This is a genomic window from Bradyrhizobium sp. NP1 (assembly GCF_030378205.1).
Classification (GTDB): Bacteria; Pseudomonadota; Alphaproteobacteria; order Rhizobiales; family Xanthobacteraceae; genus Bradyrhizobium.
The window spans coordinates 3177025-3196872 of the sequence record NZ_CP127385.1 but is presented as its reverse complement, the minus strand read 5'-3'; the positions used below and the strand labels follow the sequence as shown (position 1 = coordinate 3196872).

Genomic DNA, 19848 nt, shown 5'->3' with positions numbered 1-19848 from the left:
CTCGCTAGCAAGCGTCACAGTAGCGACGCATAGTCATTCGTGCTCGCCATCGGCAGAATCGAATAGCGGCAGCTGATCTGGCGCCGGAACCGAAATCCGGCTGCGGCTTGCGGGCGTAAAACCGAATTCCGACGCGATACGCATCATGATTTCAGCTTGGCGGTTCGCGATCGCGAGATAAGGCGATTGGATCGGATAGCCAGTCGGCGATTTCACCATGGTGCCGTATTTGTGGATCTGTTCCATCGCCTCGGCCCACATCCCATAGGTGGCAAGTGCTCCTCGATCGAGATCAGCGGCGGCTTTTTTGAGGACTTCAGCAGACCGGAAAGCCCGCTCGATCTGACAGGACATCCGAGCCCAACTTCCCCCGGGCTGTCATTGTGACCCGGGATCAGCAGCGTCGTGATCTCGAACCAGACCTTGGTCCTCTGCTTCAGATACTCGAGCGTCTCGAGGACGGCGCCGAGATGGCCGGTGCACAGCCGCTTGTAGAACTCCTCGGTAAATGCCTTGAGGTCGACATTGGCGGCATCCATGAAGGTGTAAAGCTCCTCCCGAGCCGCCGCGTCAATGTAGCCCGCTGTGACCGCCACGTTCTTGATCCCGCGACGGCGCGCCACCTTTGCAACGTCCACGGCATATTCGAGGAAGATGACGGGATCATTGTAGGTGTAGGCGATGGAGCGCGAGCCCGTGGCAATCGCGGCCTCGACAATATCTTCCGGCGCCGCTGTGTCCTGGAGCCGGTCGAGTTCTCGCGCTTTGGAGATGTCCCAGTTCTGGCAGAATTTGCACGTCAGATTGCATCCGGCGGTGCCGAAGGACAACACGGGAGTTCCGGGCAGATAGTGGTTCAGTGGCTTCTTCTCTATTGGATCGACACAGAACCCCGAGGAGCGGCCGTAGGTCGTAAGCACGATCCGGTCATCCTGCCGGCCACGCACGAAGCATAGGCCACGCTGACCTTCGTTGAGCCTGCAATAGCGCGGGCAGACATCGCACTGGATACGCCCATCTTCGAGCCGGTGCCAATAACGGCCAGGAACGCCTTCCAAACGCGCGGGTTCGGTCATGGAATTCGTCGTATGGATCGCCGGGCAAACCTCAGTTTTTGCCGGCGGGCATGATGGAAGTTGAGCCACGCTGCCTCACGGGAGCTCGCCTAAGGGCATGAGCGCTGCGGACATCGGCTCATTCTATTCCTGATCGGTGGTGACTGTAAGCCGGACCGGCCAATCTCGGCCGTCTTGACAGTCGGCCGGTCGCTTCTGGTTCTCTCCCGTCACCTGACGTCGTCGGCGCCGTCCACACTTCGCCGGGCCAATTTCGGAAGTGAACACACTCATTCGATCACCTCGTCAGCGCGAGCTAGAAGGTGCAATGTGTGCCCGACTTCCCGGACATGCGCGTCACTTACCTCGATGCAACCGAGCATCCCGGGACCGTCCAAGAGTACAAGATCATGTCCGCCCCCGGAATCGCTATATCAACGGTCAACTGGCTTATATTGGGGAATGTCAGCGACACTGTACAACCAAGCCTGGACATGACGCGTGAATTCAGTCCAAACGCGAAGGAGCGTCCGATGAAATCGCATTTGCTGCTCACGGCGAGCGGTCCGTTGCTCATTCTCACGTCGCACGAGTCCTTGCACGATCCTAATCTCCTCCAGAAGCTCAAGCACAAAGGGATTGGCAAGTTCGTCGCATTTGAGGTTCCAGTGTCGCTCGCGAGGGAGCGCTACGGCGGGCATTTTCAAGCTGTCGAGAGCGATCTGCACGAGACCGACGATTTGAGAGTGCTCGACTTCAACGGCCAGCGGATCTTCCAGCTCTTTCGTTTCGATGAACTCGGTGCACCGATCCTTCAAGAACAGCCGTGATCTGGTTTTGTCTCGAAGGCCTGATCCGAAAGCATCCTGGGAATATCCTGTTCAAGCAATCGGCAAGCATCGGGTGTTGCGAGCCCGGGATCTGGTCGAGTCAGCACGAAAACTCTTCGAAATTCGGCTGATGATCTATGAATAGCTGGAGCTTAACGCTTCAGAATGGGATGAGCGGCACCCGGTTTGGAATAGGGGAATGACCGCCCTGGGTCCGCGAGCGGACCCCGGCCGGTCGACCTACAAGGTCTGCTTCACGCCCAAGACCGGACGGGTGGTCTTTTTGTTTTCTAACTGAACCTCTTCCCCTCGAACCAGGCAGCCGGGTTGACCGCGTAAAATCCGGGTGGACCTTTGACCGCGCCCCAGGCTCCCAATGGGGAGCATCAGGAGTTGAGCCAGGATTAACCGCGGAGGCGGCATAAAGCCATCAACCAGAAGCCCGGCGCAAATCACGCGCAACGGTCGCGTGCTGGTCGTCAGCATTCCGGTATCGTTTCGGCAAAGCGGAGGCAAGAAACAGATTGTCGTTCCGGATGGAGCGGACGACTGGCAACCGTCACGCCCAAGATGCGACAACAGCTTGATCAACGCCCTGGCGAAGGCCTATTGCTGGCGACGTTCGATCGAAACCGGACTATATGCATCGGCCGCCGAGCTTTCGCATAGGGACGGCATCAACGAATCCTATGTCTGCCGCGTGCTTCGGATGACGCTTTTGGCTCCCGACATCGTTGAGGCAATCCTCGATGGTCGCCAGCCCAAGACCCTCGAACTCAAGGGTCTGCTCAAACCTTTCCCTACCGAAATGGGCGCTCAGCGCGCCCATTTCGGCTTCGCCTGAGCCTCACCGGCCTCACGGTGTTCGGATATGCCTCCGCGCTTCGAGGCGCCCCTCCGAATCGGCAGACTGAAACGCCTTAGTTTGGCTAGGCGGACACCGTTGCCTCGGGGCCAACCGCCCGTCGATGATCTTCGGCAGGCACGTGAGCTGGCGTTGCTGGTCTGCTCCAGCGAACAGGCGCGCAAAGCGTTGGCGGTCGAGCACCGGCGACGCGCTGATTGGAATAAGCGGGAGCGAGCCGCCAAGACCTTTCTAGCATGAAAAGATCTCGCCGATGGCGCACCGCTTGCCACATGTAGCACACGAGGCGGAGTGACTACGACAGTCTAGGGTCAGGTCGGATTGCGGATGTACCAATCTGGACGATTCCGAAAAGGCCCCGGGAAGCTACAGCTCCCCGGGGGTTTGGTCTTTTGCGCATTGCAGTCGAAAGTCAAAAAAGGGCAGCCTTGCTGGCTGGATACCCCCGCCAAAGTAACTAGGTTATAGTCAGGGGCTGCTCCTAGTGATGGACAGCATCCCCGTTATCGGCTTCCTTGATGGAGGTCTTTGAACTCCCCATAGACATGGGAGAGGAAGGTGGAGATGGAGGGACCTGCTCCCTCGGGACCTGAACCCGCAGATGCCATCTCGCCAATCGCTCAAAGCCCTAGCTGAAAAGCTAGGGCTTTTGCATGTCGAGTGCGGATTGCGAGGTAAGGTTCATGGCTATGGATCGTGTTCCGCCAAGGCCACTGCCGCTGCGCCCCGATGGCAAGCCCATGACAGCGGTACGATATCCGCGAGCTGCATGATGAGATTGCCCCTTTCGACAACATCAAATGGATGAACGATGCCGCCTCGGGGCCATGGACCTGCCCATTCTCACTTTTGGCGACAGCTACAACAATCCCACAGCTTTTGAGAGGCGCTGACGACGGGGATCGGTCAACCGGTCTCCGCCTGTGGGTAGTAAATTCCGCCTGCTGTTGTGGATTAGATGGTCGAAATTGAAAGGTCTCGCCGCTCGTCACACAGCCGCCTAACGTAGTGCCAGCACCACGACACCCCTTCCCCAGACCCAGCGGGTCAGGGCGCGTCTGGTATGCCCTTAAGAGCGGCGCGCAAGCGGACCTCGCCGGAGATCTGAGTCGGACCACAACCCGGCTCGTGCAGCGCAGCAAATGGTGCGCATCCGTCCTAAGGAAAATTCTGCATGATCCCGATCACCGGTGGAACGGGGCGCGTGGAACCTATCGCAGCGACCGACGTTTTGTCCGCGAATGAGCAGCGCCGTGCCCCGGCGCAGCGAGCGCCGAGGCCGAAGTGTTGGGCTGTGCCGGTCGGAGATGCGCTCATGAGACTCACCCTTTCAGTCATCAAGGCTGACGTTGGCTCGGTTGGCGGGCATACGAAACCGTCTTCACGCATGATGGCGACTGTCGAGCGCGAGGTGGCGAAGGCGATCTGCAATGATCTGCTGATCGACGGTTTCGTCTGCCATACCGGCGACGACATTGCGATCATCATGACGCACATAAAGGGCGAAGGTAGCTCCGAGATCCATCAACTCGCGTGGAAGGCGTTTCTCGCGGCCACTTCGGTTGCGAAAACTTCCGGTCTCTACGGCGCCGGTCAGGACCTTCTCGCAGACGCGCCTTCCGGAAACATTCGCGGTGCCGGCCCGGCCGTCGCCGAGCTCAGCTTCGACCACAGCCTCTCGGGCCCGAGACCCGCAGAGTCCTTCATGGTGTTCGCCGCCGACAAATGCGGCCCCGGCGCCTACAATCTACCGCTCTACCTTGCCTTTGCCGATCCCATGTATTGCGCAGGGCTGATGCTGCCCCAGATGATCAAGGGATTCCGTTTCCATGTCATCGACATGGACAACACGGCCGGCGACAGCGTGATCGAACTCGATGCGCCCGCGGACAGCTACCACATTGCCGCGCTGCTCCGCGACAACGAGCGCTTCGGCATTGATCGCATCATTTCTCAAACATATGGCAAAGTCGCCGTTGCCATCTCGGCGCAGCGTCTGCACTCGATCGCAGGCAAATATACCGGCAAGGATGATCCGGTCGCGATCGTCCGGAACCAGGGGATTTTCCCGGCGCCAGAGGAAATCATCTCCCCGTTCGCCAAGGCGCACTTCGTGGGCGGCGATGCGCGCGGCTCGCACGTGATGCCGCTCATGCCCGTGCCACTTAATACACCAGTGACAGGGATGTACTGCCTGCCGATCGTTTCTTGCGCCGGCTTTTCGATCGACAAGGAAGGCCGCTTTTCCGAGTCCTATACCGACTTCTTCGACAACCCCGCGTGGGACGAGGTCCGCCGGTGCGCGCAGCGCAAAGCCATCGAGATGCGCAGCCAGGGCTGGTCTGGCGCAGCGATGCTGCCCTATTCCGAGCTGGAGTATGGCGGCTTCCGCGATACCGTGTCCGCGCTGGTGAAGCGTTTTCGGCTGCGCGACGAGTGTAAGCCGGAAGCGGCCGAGTAGTGACCTCCAGAAGCTGGAGCGGCATTCACCGTAGCTGGAGCGACATTCACCGTGCATTTGATCGACAGATGCAGGCGCTATTGCGACATGCCGATCCCAGGAGGTGGGTATGGCTAAAAAACGCATCGGTATTCTTACGGGCGGCGGCGACGTCGCCGGCCTCAATGCCGTCATCAAGAGCGTGACTTATCGCGGCAGTGAGAACGACATCGAGGTCATCGGTCTGCGCCGCGGTTGGGAGGCCCTCACGCACCTGAACCTTGAGGACACGGCCAGCAGGTCTCACTATGTCATTCCGCTGAACCGTGAAAACACCCGCACCATCGACCGGCGCGGCGGTACCGTGCTGCACTCGAGCCGCATCAATCCGTCTAAAATAAAAAAGCTGCCCAATCATCTCGTCGGCAAGGATGCTCCAGTCTCGCTGAGCACCAAGGACGGCATCGCGACGTGGGACCTCACTGGCCAGGTGCTGGCGAACCTTTCGGGACTGGGCATCGAACACCTGATCGCCATCGGCGGCGACGACACGCTCAGTTATGCGGCCAAGCTCAATGAACTCGGCGTCAGGATCATCGCCATCCCAAAGACGATGGACAACGACGTCCGCAACACCGAGTACTGTATCGGCTTCTCGACCGCGATCACCCGCGCCAGCGATGCCATCCAGCGGCAGCGCACCACCGTCGGCTCGCATGAGCGAATTGGCATTTTCCGCGTCTTTGGCCGCGACGCCGGATTTACCGCTCTCTACACTGCGTACGCGACCTCGATACGATGCGTCATACCAGAGTACAAGGTTAACCTCGACAAGCTGATCCAGCTGCTACTCGAGGACAAGCGCGCCAACCCAAGCAACTACGCGCTGGTCGTGCTCAGCGAGGGCGCCGAGTGGGAGGGCTTCAGGCTGCAGGAATACGGCGAACCCGACGCCTACGGTCACCGCAAGAAGGCCAACGTGGCGGAATCGCTTGCCGACGAGATCAAGCGGCGCACCGGCGAGGAGACCATCGTCTCTGATCTCACCTACGACCTGCGATCGGGCGATCCGGACTTCATCGACAAGCTTGTGGCACTGACTTTCGGTAACATGGCCTACGATGCGATGCTGGAAGGCAAGACCGGCCTCATGTCGGCGCTGGTGGAGGGCTGCTACGACCTCGTGCCCATCCCTGACGCCAAGCTCGGGCCGCGCAAACTGGACGTTGCCAGCACCTACAACACGGAGCGTTACCGCCCCATCTACGCCAACAAGCGGGGGCTGCCGATTTTTCTCAACCGCACGTCATAGGACGGCAGGTGGTAAACCCTGGCGGGCGAGGGCTTGGTCGACCCCCATGATGAGCACGATCTTGGCGTCATCGCCTGCAATGGCGCAGATGTACGATCCGCGCTATCCGGTTTGCATGCAGGTCTACATCCTCGATGGCAAATGGGTTGACAAAGCATTGGGCCGCGCGGCCCGATGTCGTTGCCCTACACTCAGCCACGCTGCTGCCTTCGTGGGGGATTGCTGGACGCACCGCGAAAATATGCATCTAGGCTTCCATGCGACGCGGCCCGCCTACGTCGGCACCGTGGACACGTTGGGCCTTAATATTGGGGCCACGTCGGGCGGCCGCATCAGTTGGGCCGTCTATGCCCCCGCCGGAGGACGTCCCGGCATGCTGGCCGGCGACTACTCAGGCGCCGCCACGCGGGCGACCGTCGGTGCCGGCGCGAAGGCCCGTCGTCGCGGCCAGGTTGGAGAGCATCGCAATCTAAATGAGCGGAGTTCAGGCTGAGAGGTCAGTCCAGCACAGCCCACGCCGGCGAACGGAGAAATGCAACGATCCGCGCGATATTGGTTAGGCCAATTTCCTATTCCCCAGCGCTTCATGTGGGTGGCGACGGTCACCACGCCGATTCGATTTGCGAACGTACGTGATGAGCGCCTCGGGGTTCTCAAGCTTGATCTTGAGGGCTGCAAGTAATGCGTCTTCAGCTTCGATCGTCAGTGCCTTGGCGCGCGTCTGGAGTTTCAACCCGACCGTGTACGTAGTCATGACCAGTTTCCTTGATCCAAGCTCCAATCGTAACTCAAGCGGCGCACTCCTGAAACAGGAGTGACATTGAAAACACCGACGATGCGAGCGGCCTCATTGCCGCGCGGGTTGGCGGACTGCGCCCGATTGGAAAGCAAAAGGCAGAATCGGCGGTTTTGAGTCATGATGGCAACGAAAAATCGCACCGTAACCGTGTTCGGTGATCAGGAACCAGCGATCATGGTTCGTGAGCCGGACGCGACCACGCAACCTCCGCCGCAAGACCATCAATTGATGTCGAAGCACCGCGTTCTCAGCTTCAAGCCGCAACTTCGACTTGAACGGCGAGGTCAGGACGGCCAGAGCGAAACAGAGCAGCCCGATCATTCCGCCAGCTTAGGCGACTCCATCACGTCATCAACACGGATACGGCTTTCGGTACACACAGGCTATACCTGCAAGCACTTCGAACCATAGCTCCTCACCGGCACAGGACAGCATTGTCCGCGACGAGCCGTTTTGTGTAAACTCTTGCGACATCCCGGTCTCTTTGGGAGAACTGCAATGAGAGTCTTCTTGCTCGCCTGCATGGTCGCCATCGTCGTGGCGGCAGTCGGGGCCGTGGTTCTCAACCGCGTGCAGGAGCCGGTCGAACAGGCCTTTGCAACGACGGGCGTGCGGCTTTAGCGAGCGTGCGCTGAACGCCTAAGACCGCGTGTCCCTACTACTCCGCCGCAGTGACGGCGGGATGCGGTCGCGCGTCGTTTGCACCGGTACGCGCATTCTGCTCTTCAAGCCAGAGACTATGGTGCTCCTTCGCCCAGTTGACATCGACGGTGCCGCTGCCCATCGCCTCGAACGCGCCTTCCATGCCGATCGTGCCGATGTAGATGTGCGCCACCATCGCCGCCACGAACAGCATCGCCACGATCGAGTGGACGATCTGCGCAAGCTGCATCCCTTCGATACCTGACAGATAGAAGGGGAACATCAGCTCATATCCGGTGGCCGCCACCAGGCCACCGCCGATCACCACGATCCAATAGATCGCCTTCTGGCCGGCGTTAAAACGATAGGCCGGCGGATGATCGTGACCCACCATACCGCCACCGCGCTTGACCCAGTCGACGTCCACCTTATTGGGGATGTTTCCTGCAATCCACATCAAGAAGATCAGCACGACGCCGATGGTGAACGGGAAGCTCAAATAGTTGTGCGCATACTTGGCCCACTGCGACCATTCGGAAAACGCCTCGTGGCCGATCAGCGGCAGGAGCAACGGACGTCCGAAGGTTATGTTCAATCCGGAAATCGTCAGAATGATGAAGCAGGTCGCGGTCATCCAATGCACGAAGCGCTCGAATGACGTAAAGCGCACGATGGTCCGGCCGGAACGACCGCTCTCCAGTCGCACCATGCCGCGGCGGAGGTAGAAGATGATCAGCGCCGCGAGCATGCCAAGAATGGCGATGCCACCGATCCAGCGCAGGGTGACATTTCGGAATTCCCGCCACTCGCGCCCCGCAGGCTGCTCCAGCACGCCTGAGCGCTGATCAGGAATGCTCACGCGTCCCTGGATCCGGTTCAGCTCCTGCAAGAGCTGCCGCTCCTTTACCGCGCTTGCAGTCGGATTGATCTGCTGGGCAATGGACGGTGAAGCCGCGGAGACGAGCAACAGGAGCGCGCCCGCGCCAATCGCTAGCCGAATTAATCGTGCAAAACACGCCATCAGTTCCTCCCGATCTTGCGCGACCACGGGCAACGTCAGGACTCGATCGTCTCGTGATAGGCGGTCTTCCAGCCCCAGGCCCCGGAGCCGTAACCGCGCTTCATCACACGTTCCTTGTAGATCTGGGCGATGATCTCTCCGTCGCCCGCAAGCAGCGACTTGGTCGAGCACATCTCGGCGCAGAGCGGCAATTTGCCCTCGGCGAGACGGTTTGCTCCATATTTCTCGTACTCCTCCTTGCTGCCGTCGGCCTCGGGGCCGCCGGCGCAGAACGTGCATTTGTCCATTTTGCCGCGGGAGCCGAAATTGCCGACCTTCGGGTATTGCGGTGCACCGAACGGACAGGCGTAGAAGCAATAGCCACAACCGATGCACAGATCCTTGGAGTGAAGCACGACGCCGTCGGCAGTCGTGTAGAAGCAATTCACAGGGCAGACGGCCGCGCAGGGCGCGTCGGTGCAGTGCATGCAGGCCATCGAGATCGATCGTTCTCCTGGCTTGCCGTCATCGAGGGTGACGACGCGGCGCCGGTTGATGCCCCAGGGCACCTCATGCTCGTTCTTGCAGGCGGTGACGCAGGCATTGCACTCGATGCAACGGTCGGCGTCGCAGAGGAATTTCATACGTGCCATGGTCGTTGCTCCCTATGCTGCCGCGATCTGGCAAAGAGTGACTTTGGGCTCCTGCATGCCGGTCGCCGGATCGTATCCGTAGGTGGTGATCGTGTTCGCGCTTTCGCCGAGAACGATCGGGTCGGTGCCCTTCGGATAGTTGCCGCGAAGATCCTTGCCTGCGAACCAGCCGCCAAAGTGGAAAGGCATCCAGGCGACGCCCTTGCCGACACGCTCGGTTACGAGCGCCTTCATCCGGGCGCGCGAATTATTTTCGGCGCCGGTGACCCAGACCCAGCCGCCGTCCTTGATGCCGCGATCGGCGGCATCAGCCGGGCTGATCTCGATGAACATGTCCTGCTGAAGCTCGGCGAGCCACGGGTTGGTTCGCGTCTCCTCGCCACCGCCCTCATACTCGACGAGCCGACCGGAGGAGAGGATGAGCGGGAACTGCTTGGCGATCCCCTTCTCGACCGCCGCTTTCTGCACAGAGAAGCCGATATTGGGCATTCGGAACTGCTTGGCGTCGGGCAGCGTCGGATATTTCGCGACCAGATCGACGCGCGGCGTGTAGATCGGCTCGCGATGAACCGGAATCGGATCGGGCAAGCCGAACGCATTCATGCGCGCCTTGCCGTTACCGTAAGGCACGCAGCCGTGCATCAGCGCAACGCGCTGGATACCGCCAGACAGGTCGAGCGACCACGACACCGTATCCGGATTGGCAGAGTTGACCTTGGTGATGGTAGCCATTTCCGCCTCGGTCAGATCCTTGTCCCAGCCGAGCTTCTTCAGGCTCGCCAGCGTGAATTCCGGATAGCCGTCCTTGATCTCCGAATCCTTTGAGTACGAACCGTCTGCGAGCAGGCTGACCTTCCGCGTCGTGCCGTCAGGTAGCTTCTCCTCGCGCTCAATACCGAAGCGCGGCCGGAACGTGCCGCCGCCATCCATCACGTGGAGATTGGTGTTGTAGAGCAGCGGGGTGCCCGGATGCCTGACTTCCGGCGACCCCCAGCACGGCCAGGGCAGGCCGTAATAGTCGCCACCGACTTCTGGATCGTCCTTGGGCGCGCGCATGGTCAAGAAGTCGAACTTGGCCTGGTTCTTCATGTGCGCCTTGAGACGCTCGGGTGACTGGCCGCAGTAACCGGTCGACCAGCTGCCGCGGTTCATTTCGCGCAGGATATCCTCAGCCTCGGGAAGATTGTTCTCGACTTTGACGTTCTTGAACATCTTGTCGGCGAAGCCGAGTTTCTTCGCCACCAGATACATGACCTCTAGGTCATCCTTCGATTCGAATACCGGTTTGACGATCTGCTCGCCCCATTGCAGCGAGCGGTTCGAGGCGACGCGCGACCCCTTGCACTCGAATTGCGTGGCAACCGGAAGAATGTAGAGGCCATCCTTACGTCCGGCCTCCACCGCGAGCGAGGCCCAGGTGGTCGGATGCGGGTCGGCGACGACGAGCAGGTCGAGCGCCTTCAAACCGTTCATCGATTCCGGAATGCGGGTGATGCTGTTGCTGGCGTGTCCCTGCACGAAAACCGCCCGCACATTGTCTTTCTGCGCGACCTGATCTTTCGGCAGCGTCACCGCTTCGAACCAGCGGGTGAGAGGAATACCCGGGGTTTCCATGATCTGCTTGGAGTCGAAGCGCGACAACAGATAGTCGTAGTCGACTTCCCAAACCCGCGACCAGTGCTTCCACGCGCCCTCGGCAAGGCCGTAATAGAACGGCAGCGTGACGATATCGAGCCCGACGTCGGTCGCTCCCTGCACATTGTCGTGGCCGCGGAAGATGTTGGCACCGGTGCCGGGGGCGCCGACATTTCCGGTCAGCAACAGTGCGATGCAACTTGCCCGCACGTTGGCGGTACCGACGGTCTTCTGGGTCTGCCCCATGGCCCAGATCAGCGTTGCCGGCTTCTCGGTGGCCAAAAGCTTGGCGACGCGTTTGAGCTGTTCGCCGGGAACGCCGCTGACGCGTTCGACTTCTTCGGGATTCCACTTCTCCACTTCTTTCCGGAGATCATCAAAACCGTAGACACGCTGCTTTATGAACTCCTTGTCCTCCCACCCGTTCTGGAGGATGTGCCACATCATGCCGTAAAGCACCGGGATGTCGGTGCCCGGCCGCATGCGCACATACTCAGTTGCGTGCGCCGCGGTTCGCGTCAGGCGCGGGTCGATGACGATGAAGTTGGCCTTTTGAAGCTCCTTGCCTTCGAGCAGATGCTGGAGCGATACCGGATGCGCCTCGGCCGGATTGCCGCCCATGATGATCTGGGTCTTGGCATTGCGGATGTCGTTGAAGCTGTTGGTCATCGCGCCGTAACCCCAGGTGTTGGCTACGCCGGTGACGGTTGTCGAATGGCAGATGCGCGCCTGATGGTCGGTGTTGTTGGTTCCCCAGAACGCGCCGAGCTTGCGGAACAGATAGGCGCCTTCGTTTGTCATCTTGGCCGACCCGAGCCAATAAACGGAATCGGGGCCCGACTTCTCGCGTATTTCCTGGAGCTTGTCGCCGATCTCGTTGATCGCGGTGTCCCAGGACACGCGTGTCCATTGCCCATTCACGAGCTTCATCGGATAGCGCAGCCGCCGCTCGCTGTGCACAAGCTCACGCACGGAAGCACCCTTGGCACAGTGCGATCCGCGATTGATCGGGGAATCCCAGCTCGGCTCCTGGCCGATCCATACCCCGTTCAGCACTTCCGCGGTCACGGTGCATCCAACCGAGCAATGCGTGCAGACGCTCTTGCGAGTGGTCGCTCCCGAGGTGAGAGGACCTGCCATGGCCGCTTGCGCCTTTCGGACGCTGCCGACTGGCAGCGTGCCCAACGCGGCGAGAGCGCCACCGGCGAGGCCTGATCGGCGCAGGAACGCACGGCGGTCGAGGCCGTTGCCTTGCCCGGACAGGGCTGCAGCAATCGATCCGCGGGAAGCGGATTCGGAACGCTGTGATGTTCTCTTGATCAGCACGGCCGCCTCCTTCAAGAAGGATAACGATTGACGCGGTAGTAGGCTTTCACATGGTCGGTTTCCTTGTAACGCGCCTTGCGTTTCTCGTCGTCGGTCTCGCTGTCGGCCTGCGCGGGCGTCAGCAAGGGTGTTGCCAGCGTCGCCCCCGCACCGACCGTGCCGATGCCGACCTTGCGAAGGAAATCGCGGCGGGCAACCGTCGTCTTCTTCTCGTCCCTCATCGCATCTCTCCTGGACCAGCGGCGCTGGTCAGTTGGCGAATGTGAAAGCTTCAGTTTCAATCTCCAAAAACGCGCGCCCAAGCGTCCCGACCGATCGATAGAATTTGGCGTTTTCCGCCTTCTCCATGTCGGCGAATAAACGTCCCATCCAGCGGGACACATGCTTCTCGAAGAAGGCGCGCTGTGCATCCGGCGATGCAGGAAACCGCGCCGCCACAAGACCCGCCATGATCTCGCACAGGGTCGCCGCATGATCCTCGGGTTCAAAATTGTTCTCCACCCGCTCGATGCCGAGCGTGGCGAGATCGTCGCGCAGGCGCGACAACGGGCGTTCGTTGAGAAAACCGGTCAGATAATAGGATGCGTAAGGCAGCAACTCGCCGCGGCCGAGACCGACGAACAGATCGAAATATTCGCGCTCAACTTCGGATGCGACCGCCGTTACCGCGGCTTCCGCGAGAGCTGCGTGGGCTCGTCCCAGCAGCGTCGCATCGTCGCGCAGTTGCGCGATCTGCTCGAGCAATGCGGCCGACGGCGCCGACGCAAGCAAGGTTGCCAACAGCGCGTATTCCTGTACGCGCCTAGCATCGATCGGATCAACCGCGTCGTCCGTAACAGCAGGCTCACTGTAGAGATCGGGACGAAGCACCTTGCGCGACACGCCTGTGGCGGCTTCGACCGCAATCACGCGCTGCGCCGGCACCGTGTTCCAGTTCGATACTGAGGGCTGGGCAATACCGATTTTTCGGGCAAGCTGAGCAACGCCGCCCGCCGCATCGATGGCAAGTTCGAGGCCCGCATCGCGCATGCCGACCTCCCATCCAAGGGGCCAAGCGCTTGATTGCGTTCGCTTAACAAAGATTAGGCGCGTGCCGGGGAGCGGTCAATTGATAGCCATAGCCTGAGGCTATCGCATTTAGTCGCAGTCTAGCGAGGCAACGCTCCGCCATGCGTCCGGGGCGCAGGGGGAGTTTCTTCACTCGCAGCCGCTGGTTGCGATGCAACAGAATTTGACAGCGATTCCGCTGCGGCGGTCTCCTCTGACGGTCGAGGATCCGTGGTCGCCTTCACCGGACTGGGTGATTCCGCAAAACTGGCATCCGCGGGGGCCGATCGCGCAGCGTCTTCGGCCACCTCTGCGAGCGAATTGGGGAGGCAATCAGCGGTCTCCACCACCCCTCTGACGATGCGGCGGACGAGTGCGTCAACCTGCTCGGGCGAATAGTCCAGCGGACCGAAGCCAGGCATGGCGTTCGAGTCATTGAAGTCCCAGGCGTTTTCCGCCAGCCCCACGAAATCGCGGATAACGGGATCGGCGCTCCAGGCGCGACGAAGCGCCGCACGGCGCAGCTCCTGCGGAATGCCCTCGCGCAGAAAAGCCGTGACGTCGGTGACAGCATCAATTGATTCAATTGGGGGCAAGTTCGAAAGATCCCGCTCCGGGGGAATCGGTTCCGCCGCGGCACGGTCGGACGGCGCCGACCCTTGCGTCTCAGCAGCCTCTTCGGGGGCTGATTCAACGTGACCAGCCTTCGCCTCTTGCTTGCGGCGCGACCAGCGCGCCAGGAATTGCTCGTCGCTCATTCGTGCCCATCTTCACGGTGCCGCCGCGCAAGCGCCTCCGGATCGGCGCGGCGCCGCTCGCGTTTGACGAACTCCGCCTCGACGTGGTGCTCGGCGATGAATTTTTCAATCGCCTCATGCAGCACCTCTGGCATCGGCACCGCCTCGACCAGATTGGCGCCGGCTTCGGTGAATGCCTCCCCTTCCGCGGGGTCCGCGGTGACGGCCGTGACCGCATACGGCCAGGGCCCTTCCAAAGGGCTCAATACGATCCAGATGCTGGGAACACCCGTGGCAAGATTGTCGCGGTAGCGCGCAGTTTCGGAACGATAGAGATCGACCGTCGCGCTCCCGGCGTAAAAGAGCGTCGTTCCCTCCTGTTCCCGGATGACAGTCCACGGCGTTATCTCCGGCTCATCCGGCAATACGCCGATGCCGCGCCAGACAAAATCGGTCCATGAGGAATCCGCCTTGCGGCGCTCGACCACGACGCCGACCGGAATACGCAACAAAGGAACGACGCCGCGGCTCACGTAGCAGCCTCCAGGTGCCTGATCGGCAGTCCCATCAACAGATTCTGTGGCTTCATCCGGACATGCTGGTCGGAGGTCATTGCAAGGATCAGATAGACCGGCTCGCGCCCGACGGCATCAACGACCAGGCCGGTATCGGGAAAGGTGAGGCGAAATAGCGTCAGCACACGGCTCGCGGCGTGGTCGTCCAGCTCCTCTCCATGCCAGAGCCGGTCACCGATGCGGGTGGCCTCAGCATCGAGCCCAACATACCAGGTGAGTTTTGCGTCGCGCAGTGCCGTGAGTGGCTCGATTCCGACGTCAATCCCCAGCAAATGGGAAATCCAGCGTCTCATTGCATCTGCCAGCGCTGCCGGCCCCGGTCCTCCGCCCGTGCAATCAAGCGCAAGATCGAACTCGTCACTGCGCTGCCAATAGCTTGCAGCGTTCTCCTCGGTGAGCACATCGACTTGGGCGCCGGACGTTGCGCCCAGCATGGACATCAGCGACAACACCGGGGTCGGACTAGGGCTGCCGATGACTTCCTCGTCGCCCAGCAGCAGGGAATGTTCATGCGGAATGATGCGCTGCGGCCGAAAGAACAGCTCCGCCGCCCGCAGCACGAATGGATCCTCGCATCCATCAAGCGCGTTGCGCAGGATCACGTGAACGAGCTGGTTCACAAACAGCGGCGGTAAGTTGACGGATCCCGAGCGGATCAAGGCGAGATAGGCCGCCTCCAACGTGGCATGACACAGCAAAAGGTCGCGAAATGCCAGCACGAATTGCCAATTCTCCCGAGCATCCAAATCGGCGATTGCGGCAACCTCTTCCGCGCTGATTGCCCGGCGCGGATCGGCCAGCAATTCCCCTTGCAGCCGGCGCTCGACCGCGCAAGCAACGTCCGGCGGCATCAGCTCAGGACGCACGAAATAGGCTTTCAGGAACTCATCCGTGACCACGAGCCCGCCGTTCGCATCGCGATCGAGCAGGTGATGGCCGCAGGCGATCCAGAAATCCTTCATCGGCGCGGCGGCTCCTCGCTCACGTTCGCAACGTTAAGATCGCTGGGTTCGTTGTCATCCTCCATTTCCATGAACGAGAACGCCTTACCGTGACCCTGCCCCTCTCGAAGTTGCAATCTGCGGAATGACTCGCGGACCTCGCCATCGCTTGCCAAGCGGTGGACGGCGATCAGCGTGCTAATGGGATGCGTGCAGAGCGACTGCGCAAATCCGACTTCTTCCTCCGCCGCCAGGCGCGCGGTTGCAAGGTCCGGCGCACCGAACCGTTCGACCAGTTGCCTCGCCAGGAGTTCCACCAACGTTCGGCGATCGTCCTCGGTCGCGTGGACGATTTGCGCCAGCGTCGACCAGCCCCAGGACCGCACGCCGAGAAAACCGCTGCGGAACGCCGAGCGATCCTTGCCGCTCAGGCTCGCCGGATCGCGATCACAAAAGCGGAATGCGCCGGACACCGCCCAATCGCCGGGCTTCGCCGGCACGTCGAAAATGAAAGTGTCGGAAGGGTCGAGCGCGATGGTGCGCAAGAGCTTCATAGGCGCGGCCCTCCGAGCTTCGGATCGAGCCAGGAGGGCGATAGCAAGCCTTTCCTCAAATCGCGCCGATCTGGCCTGTCGCGCCCGATACGGCGTACCAGGAGATCGCCATTGTCGTCGATCACATGAGCGGCCTGCTGCTCACGCGTCAACCGGAGCAAGAATTCGCGCGCGACGGCGTCGAAACCATCGACCTGCCAGGTGTCGGTGATGAGCATCAGATGCCGTGCAAAGCTTTCCGTGATCTGAACCGCGCCGGCCTCGCCAAAGCCCTGCTCGTCGAGTGCGGAGGCAAGCGGACGCACGCCCGCTTCACCGTCGGTCATCGCGACTGTCCGGATCATGGCGCCGAACACCAGCCAGCGCGGCGGCTCATCCTCTTTCGTGGACGACGGCCAGCCAAGCCGCCCGCCACCGACAAGGCCGCCGTCGACACGGATCGCGTCCGGCCAGTCGATCGCGATCTCCTTGTTTGGCGGTGCATACGCGCGCAGGGCGTCGGTTAGCGCCACCATCGCGGCATAGAAGGCCCGGCGCGCGGCGCGCAAGGCCTCGCCGGGTTCAAGCACGACGGCGAACTCGGCAAGGTCGAACCGTCCCACATAGGTCAGCGTACCTGCCCCACTCTCCTCGGCGATTTCGATGGCGTGGGCGAAGGCGTCACGGCTCTCGCGCAGCCTCACCAGCGTGAATGGCGGAGGCAGATTGATTGGCTCCGAGACCAATGAGCGCCTGGCGGCTGTCGGTGTCAGTCGGACCTCCAGCTTCCTTTTCTCCCTTTGTGAGAATAGCTTGATGAAGCAGAAGGGTCTATGCGAGTCCGCTCGCCGTCCTTCCGCCGACCTCTTTGCGAGGTAAAAGGCTGTGCGCATGCCGGATCCGTCGAAATCGATCCTGATCTGCTCGTGCGAAGACACGATGCATCTCGATACGGCCGCTGTTAAGCGAGGATGCCGCAAAAGCGAAATCGCCGAGTTCCGCCAGCTCTGCCGGGCCGAGCTTGATCATTTTCGCAGTGCAGCGAGGGCAGAAGGATCGCTCCTCGTCGGCTGCACACAGGAGGCCCCGCTGTTCCGCCGCGAGGCCGGAGAACGTGCCGGGAAAATTGACTTCGTCAACCTGCGCGAGACGGCCGGCTGGTCGGTCGAGGGAGCCAAGGCAGGCCCAAAAATGGCAGCGCTGCTCGCAGCTGCGTCCGAAGCTGAGCCCGCTTATCCATTCGTTGCCTTGAAGAGCGACGGCGTGGTTCTGATCTACGGCCGCGACGACGTTGCAGTCGAGGCAGGCCAACTGCTTGCCGATCACCTCGACGTAACGGTCATGATCACAAAGCCGGCGCAGATTACGCCTCCGGCCACGACATCGTTCCCCATCGTCAAGGGAACGATCCGCAATGCCAAGGGCTATCTGGGAACCTTCGAGTTGACGGTCGACGACTACGCTGCCCCCGACCCCTCCTCGCGCGATTCGCTCGTCTTCGAAGCCTCGCGCAATGGCCTGACTTCGCGCTGCGACCTCGTCCTTGACCTCTCCGGCGGAACACCGCTTTTTCCCGCATATGATTTGCGCGACGGTTATCTCCGCGCGGATCCGCGAGATCCGACCGCGATGCTGCGTGCGGTGCTCAAGGCGCGCGACCTTGTCGGCAATTTCGACAAGCCGAAATACGTCAACTTCACCGCATCGCTTTGCGCCCATTCGCGCTCGAAGCTGACCGGTTGTCATCGTTGCCTTGATCTCTGCCCAACCAGCGCGATCACGCCGCATGGCGATCACGTCAAAATCGACGCGGAGATCTGCGCCGGGTGCGGCCAGTGCGCCGCGGCCTGTCCGACGGGCGCTGCAACCTATGCCCTGCCGCCTGGCGACACCTTGCTGCACAAATTGCGAGCGATGCTCTTGACCTACCGAGAAGCCGGCGGCGCCAATGCCGTCGTGCTGTTCCACGACAGCCGACACGGCAGCGCGCTGATCGATGCGCTCGCCCGCCATGGTGACGGTCTGCCGGCTACTGTGCTGCCCTTTGCGGTGAATGAGGTGACGCAAGTTGGTCTGGAGGCGATCGTGGCCGCCTTCGCCTACGGCGCGGCTGGTGTGCGTTTCCTTCTCCGCGCAAAGCCATTGCACGACGTCACCGGGCTTTCGCAGACGATTGCGACGGCCGATGCCATTCTTTCCGGCCTTGGATTTTTGGGCTGCCCGGTCGCAACGGTCGAAACCGAGGATCCTGATGCGCTCGGCGAGACGCTCAAGAGAATCGGGCCAGCTCCGGCCGTCGAGCGCCCCGCCACTTTCAAGACGGTCGGCAAGCGGCCCGATCTGCTTCGCTTTGCCCTGAGCGAGCTGCACCGCGTGGCACCCGGCCCCGTTGACGTGATTGCGCTGCCGGAAGGCGCGCCGCTCGGCACGATCAGCGTCAACATCGAGGGATGCACCTTGTGCCTGTCCTGTGTCTCAGTCTGTCCCACCGGCGCTCTCCGCGATGATCCCGAACGTCCCGTGCTCAAATTCGTCGAAGACGCCTGTGTGCAGTGCGGATTGTGCCAGAGCACCTGCCCGGAGAAGGTCATTACGCTGAAGCCGCAGATCGATTTCCGTGCAGCCAGGGCGGCGGCCCAGATCATCAAGGAAGAAGAGCCAGCGTTTTGCATCCGCTGCAACAAGCCCTTTGGCGTGAAGAGCACGATCGACAAGATCGCCGCGAAACTCGAGGGCCGGCACTGGATGTATCCCACAGGCGACAAGCGGATGGACGTGGTCAGAATGTGCGCGGACTGCCGCGTCATCGCCATGAGCGAGCAGCAGTTCGATCCGTTCAAGGACATTCCGGCGCGCGCGCCGCCGCGCACGACGGACGACTATTTGCGCCGGCGCGAAAACAAGGATTGAGGTTCTGACACACAAACGAGCAGCTATTCGCGGAGCAACAAAAAAACCGGCGGCGGGTTATGTCTCGATTCACCACAGTTGCGTCCATCATTGCCGTGCTTTTCGTTAGCATCGCTGCGGTGATGCCTTGGCCTGCCGAGGCCGCGAGCCCATCCAAGGCTGACAAGGCCGCCCTCAAGCGGGCGATCGTGGCCTGTAAGGCGGAGGCCAAAGGCAAGAAGATCAAGTGGCTCTCGCGCCGGAAATACGTCAACAATTGCGTGACGGAGGCTATGAAGAGCCATCCCAACATTGACGTCACGACGATGCTCAAAGACCGTCCGGATTTGACGGACCTTCCAGTCGAGGAATGGCCCGGCTTCTAGACAAACAAGCCGAAGCACGAGCCCAACAGGTGAGACTTTCGTTGATCCGCGGATCCGATGACAGTCTAGTGTCCCGAATCCGAAGTTCGCAACATTTCGCGACGGGCACTTAGCGAACTTCGGATTCGAAAGGACACTAGCAAACATATGATTCTAGTGGCTTTTGTTCAGAAGTCCGCATGA

Annotated in this window: 22 protein-coding genes; 8 read left to right on the top strand and 14 right to left on the bottom strand. The window is 61.1% G+C overall.

What is annotated here, in order from left to right; genetic code table 11:
• Positions 1–33 precede the first annotated feature (33 nt).
• On the bottom strand, positions 34–261 hold the full coding sequence (locus QOU61_RS15065) for a P27 family phage terminase small subunit (RefSeq protein WP_289659665.1): 228 nt from the start codon (positions 259–261) through the stop codon (positions 34–36).
• Entirely contained in the window at positions 213–1076 is an 864-nt protein-coding gene (gene amrS / locus QOU61_RS15060; protein WP_289659663.1) for an AmmeMemoRadiSam system radical SAM enzyme, read from the bottom strand. The genes QOU61_RS15065 and amrS overlap by 49 nt, the downstream gene beginning before the upstream one ends.
• A gap of 311 nt (positions 1077–1387) precedes the next feature.
• Between amrS and QOU61_RS15055 the strand changes: the two genes are divergently transcribed.
• From QOU61_RS15055 to QOU61_RS15035, 5 genes are all read left to right on the top strand, one after another.
• Positions 1388–1885: a hypothetical protein gene (locus QOU61_RS15055; RefSeq protein WP_289659662.1), complete on the top strand. Its 498-nt coding sequence runs from the start codon at positions 1388–1390 to the stop codon at positions 1883–1885.
• A 469-nt stretch (positions 1886–2354) separates the two neighbouring features.
• Positions 2355–2729, top strand: coding sequence for a hypothetical protein (locus QOU61_RS15050; protein WP_289659661.1), 375 nt, complete (start codon positions 2355–2357; stop codon positions 2727–2729).
• A gap of 1336 nt (positions 2730–4065) precedes the next feature.
• On the top strand, positions 4066–5211 hold the full coding sequence (locus QOU61_RS15045) for a fructose-1,6-bisphosphatase (protein WP_289659659.1): 1146 nt from the start codon (positions 4066–4068) through the stop codon (positions 5209–5211).
• Positions 5212–5320: 109 nt separating this feature from the next.
• Positions 5321–6502, top strand: a complete 1182-nt coding sequence (locus tag QOU61_RS15040) for a 6-phosphofructokinase (protein WP_289659657.1) — start codon at positions 5321–5323, stop codon at positions 6500–6502.
• A gap of 46 nt (positions 6503–6548) precedes the next feature.
• On the top strand, positions 6549–6995 hold the full coding sequence (locus QOU61_RS15035) for a DUF992 domain-containing protein (RefSeq protein ID WP_289659656.1): 447 nt from the start codon (positions 6549–6551) through the stop codon (positions 6993–6995).
• A gap of 63 nt (positions 6996–7058) precedes the next feature.
• Here the strand turns inward: QOU61_RS15035 and QOU61_RS15030 are convergent, their stop codons facing one another.
• Positions 7059–7256 carry a hypothetical protein gene (locus QOU61_RS15030; protein ID WP_289659655.1) on the bottom strand — a complete coding sequence of 66 codons (198 nt, stop codon included), beginning with the start codon at positions 7254–7256 and terminating at the stop codon, positions 7059–7061.
• 93 nt (positions 7257–7349) lie between these two features.
• The gene (locus QOU61_RS15025; RefSeq protein ID WP_289659654.1) at positions 7350–7622 is read right to left on the bottom strand and encodes a hypothetical protein; all 273 of its coding nucleotides are present in this window, start codon (positions 7620–7622) and stop codon (positions 7350–7352) included.
• 177 nt (positions 7623–7799) lie between these two features.
• On the opposite strand from QOU61_RS15025, the gene QOU61_RS15020 reads away from it, so the two are divergent.
• Positions 7800–7922: a hypothetical protein gene (locus QOU61_RS15020; protein WP_289659653.1), complete on the top strand. Its 123-nt coding sequence runs from the start codon at positions 7800–7802 to the stop codon at positions 7920–7922.
• Positions 7923–7959: 37 nt separating this feature from the next.
• Here QOU61_RS15020 and QOU61_RS15015 read toward each other — a convergent pair whose 3' ends face one another.
• The 10 genes from QOU61_RS15015 to QOU61_RS14970 form a co-directional block, all read right to left on the bottom strand.
• A complete protein-coding gene (locus QOU61_RS15015; protein WP_289661527.1) occupies positions 7960–8964 on the bottom strand; it encodes a formate dehydrogenase subunit gamma in 1005 nt (334 codons plus the stop codon).
• A gap of 35 nt (positions 8965–8999) precedes the next feature.
• Complete coding sequence (gene fdh3B, locus QOU61_RS15010) at positions 9000–9596, bottom strand: formate dehydrogenase FDH3 subunit beta (RefSeq protein WP_289659652.1); 597 nt, start codon at positions 9594–9596, stop codon at positions 9000–9002.
• A gap of 12 nt (positions 9597–9608) precedes the next feature.
• Positions 9609–12557: a formate dehydrogenase subunit alpha gene (locus QOU61_RS15005; RefSeq protein WP_289659651.1), complete on the bottom strand. Its 2949-nt coding sequence runs from the start codon at positions 12555–12557 to the stop codon at positions 9609–9611.
• Positions 12558–12568: 11 nt separating this feature from the next.
• On the bottom strand, positions 12569–12778 hold the full coding sequence (locus QOU61_RS15000; RefSeq protein WP_289659649.1) for a twin-arginine translocation signal domain-containing protein: 210 nt from the start codon (positions 12776–12778) through the stop codon (positions 12569–12571).
• A gap of 28 nt (positions 12779–12806) precedes the next feature.
• The gene (locus QOU61_RS14995) at positions 12807–13586 is read right to left on the bottom strand and encodes a Cro/CI family transcriptional regulator (RefSeq protein WP_289659647.1); all 780 of its coding nucleotides are present in this window, start codon (positions 13584–13586) and stop codon (positions 12807–12809) included.
• A gap of 119 nt (positions 13587–13705) precedes the next feature.
• Positions 13706–14362: a DUF3306 domain-containing protein gene (locus QOU61_RS14990; protein ID WP_289659645.1), complete on the bottom strand. Its 657-nt coding sequence runs from the start codon at positions 14360–14362 to the stop codon at positions 13706–13708.
• Positions 14359–14874, bottom strand: a complete 516-nt coding sequence (locus QOU61_RS14985) for a DUF3305 domain-containing protein (RefSeq protein ID WP_289659644.1) — start codon at positions 14872–14874, stop codon at positions 14359–14361. Before QOU61_RS14985 ends, QOU61_RS14990 begins: the two co-directional genes overlap by 4 nt.
• Entirely contained in the window at positions 14871–15878 is a 1008-nt protein-coding gene (locus tag QOU61_RS14980) for a DUF6352 family protein (RefSeq protein WP_289659642.1), read from the bottom strand. Before QOU61_RS14980 ends, QOU61_RS14985 begins: the two co-directional genes overlap by 4 nt.
• Positions 15875–16411, bottom strand: a complete 537-nt coding sequence (locus QOU61_RS14975; protein WP_289659641.1) for a DUF6505 family protein — start codon at positions 16409–16411, stop codon at positions 15875–15877. The genes QOU61_RS14980 and QOU61_RS14975 overlap by 4 nt, the downstream gene beginning before the upstream one ends.
• Positions 16408–17136, bottom strand: coding sequence for a biotin/lipoate--protein ligase family protein (locus QOU61_RS14970; RefSeq protein ID WP_289659640.1), 729 nt, complete (start codon positions 17134–17136; stop codon positions 16408–16410). The genes QOU61_RS14975 and QOU61_RS14970 overlap by 4 nt, the downstream gene beginning before the upstream one ends.
• 193 nt (positions 17137–17329) lie before the next feature.
• On the opposite strand from QOU61_RS14970, the gene QOU61_RS14965 reads away from it, so the two are divergent.
• A complete protein-coding gene (locus QOU61_RS14965; protein ID WP_289661525.1) occupies positions 17330–19300 on the top strand; it encodes a 4Fe-4S binding protein in 1971 nt (656 codons plus the stop codon).
• A 122-nt stretch (positions 19301–19422) separates the two neighbouring features.
• Positions 19423–19665 (top strand): hypothetical protein, encoded by a 243-nt coding sequence (locus tag QOU61_RS14960; protein ID WP_289659639.1) that lies wholly within the window; start codon positions 19423–19425, stop codon positions 19663–19665.
• Positions 19666–19848 lie beyond the last annotated feature (183 nt).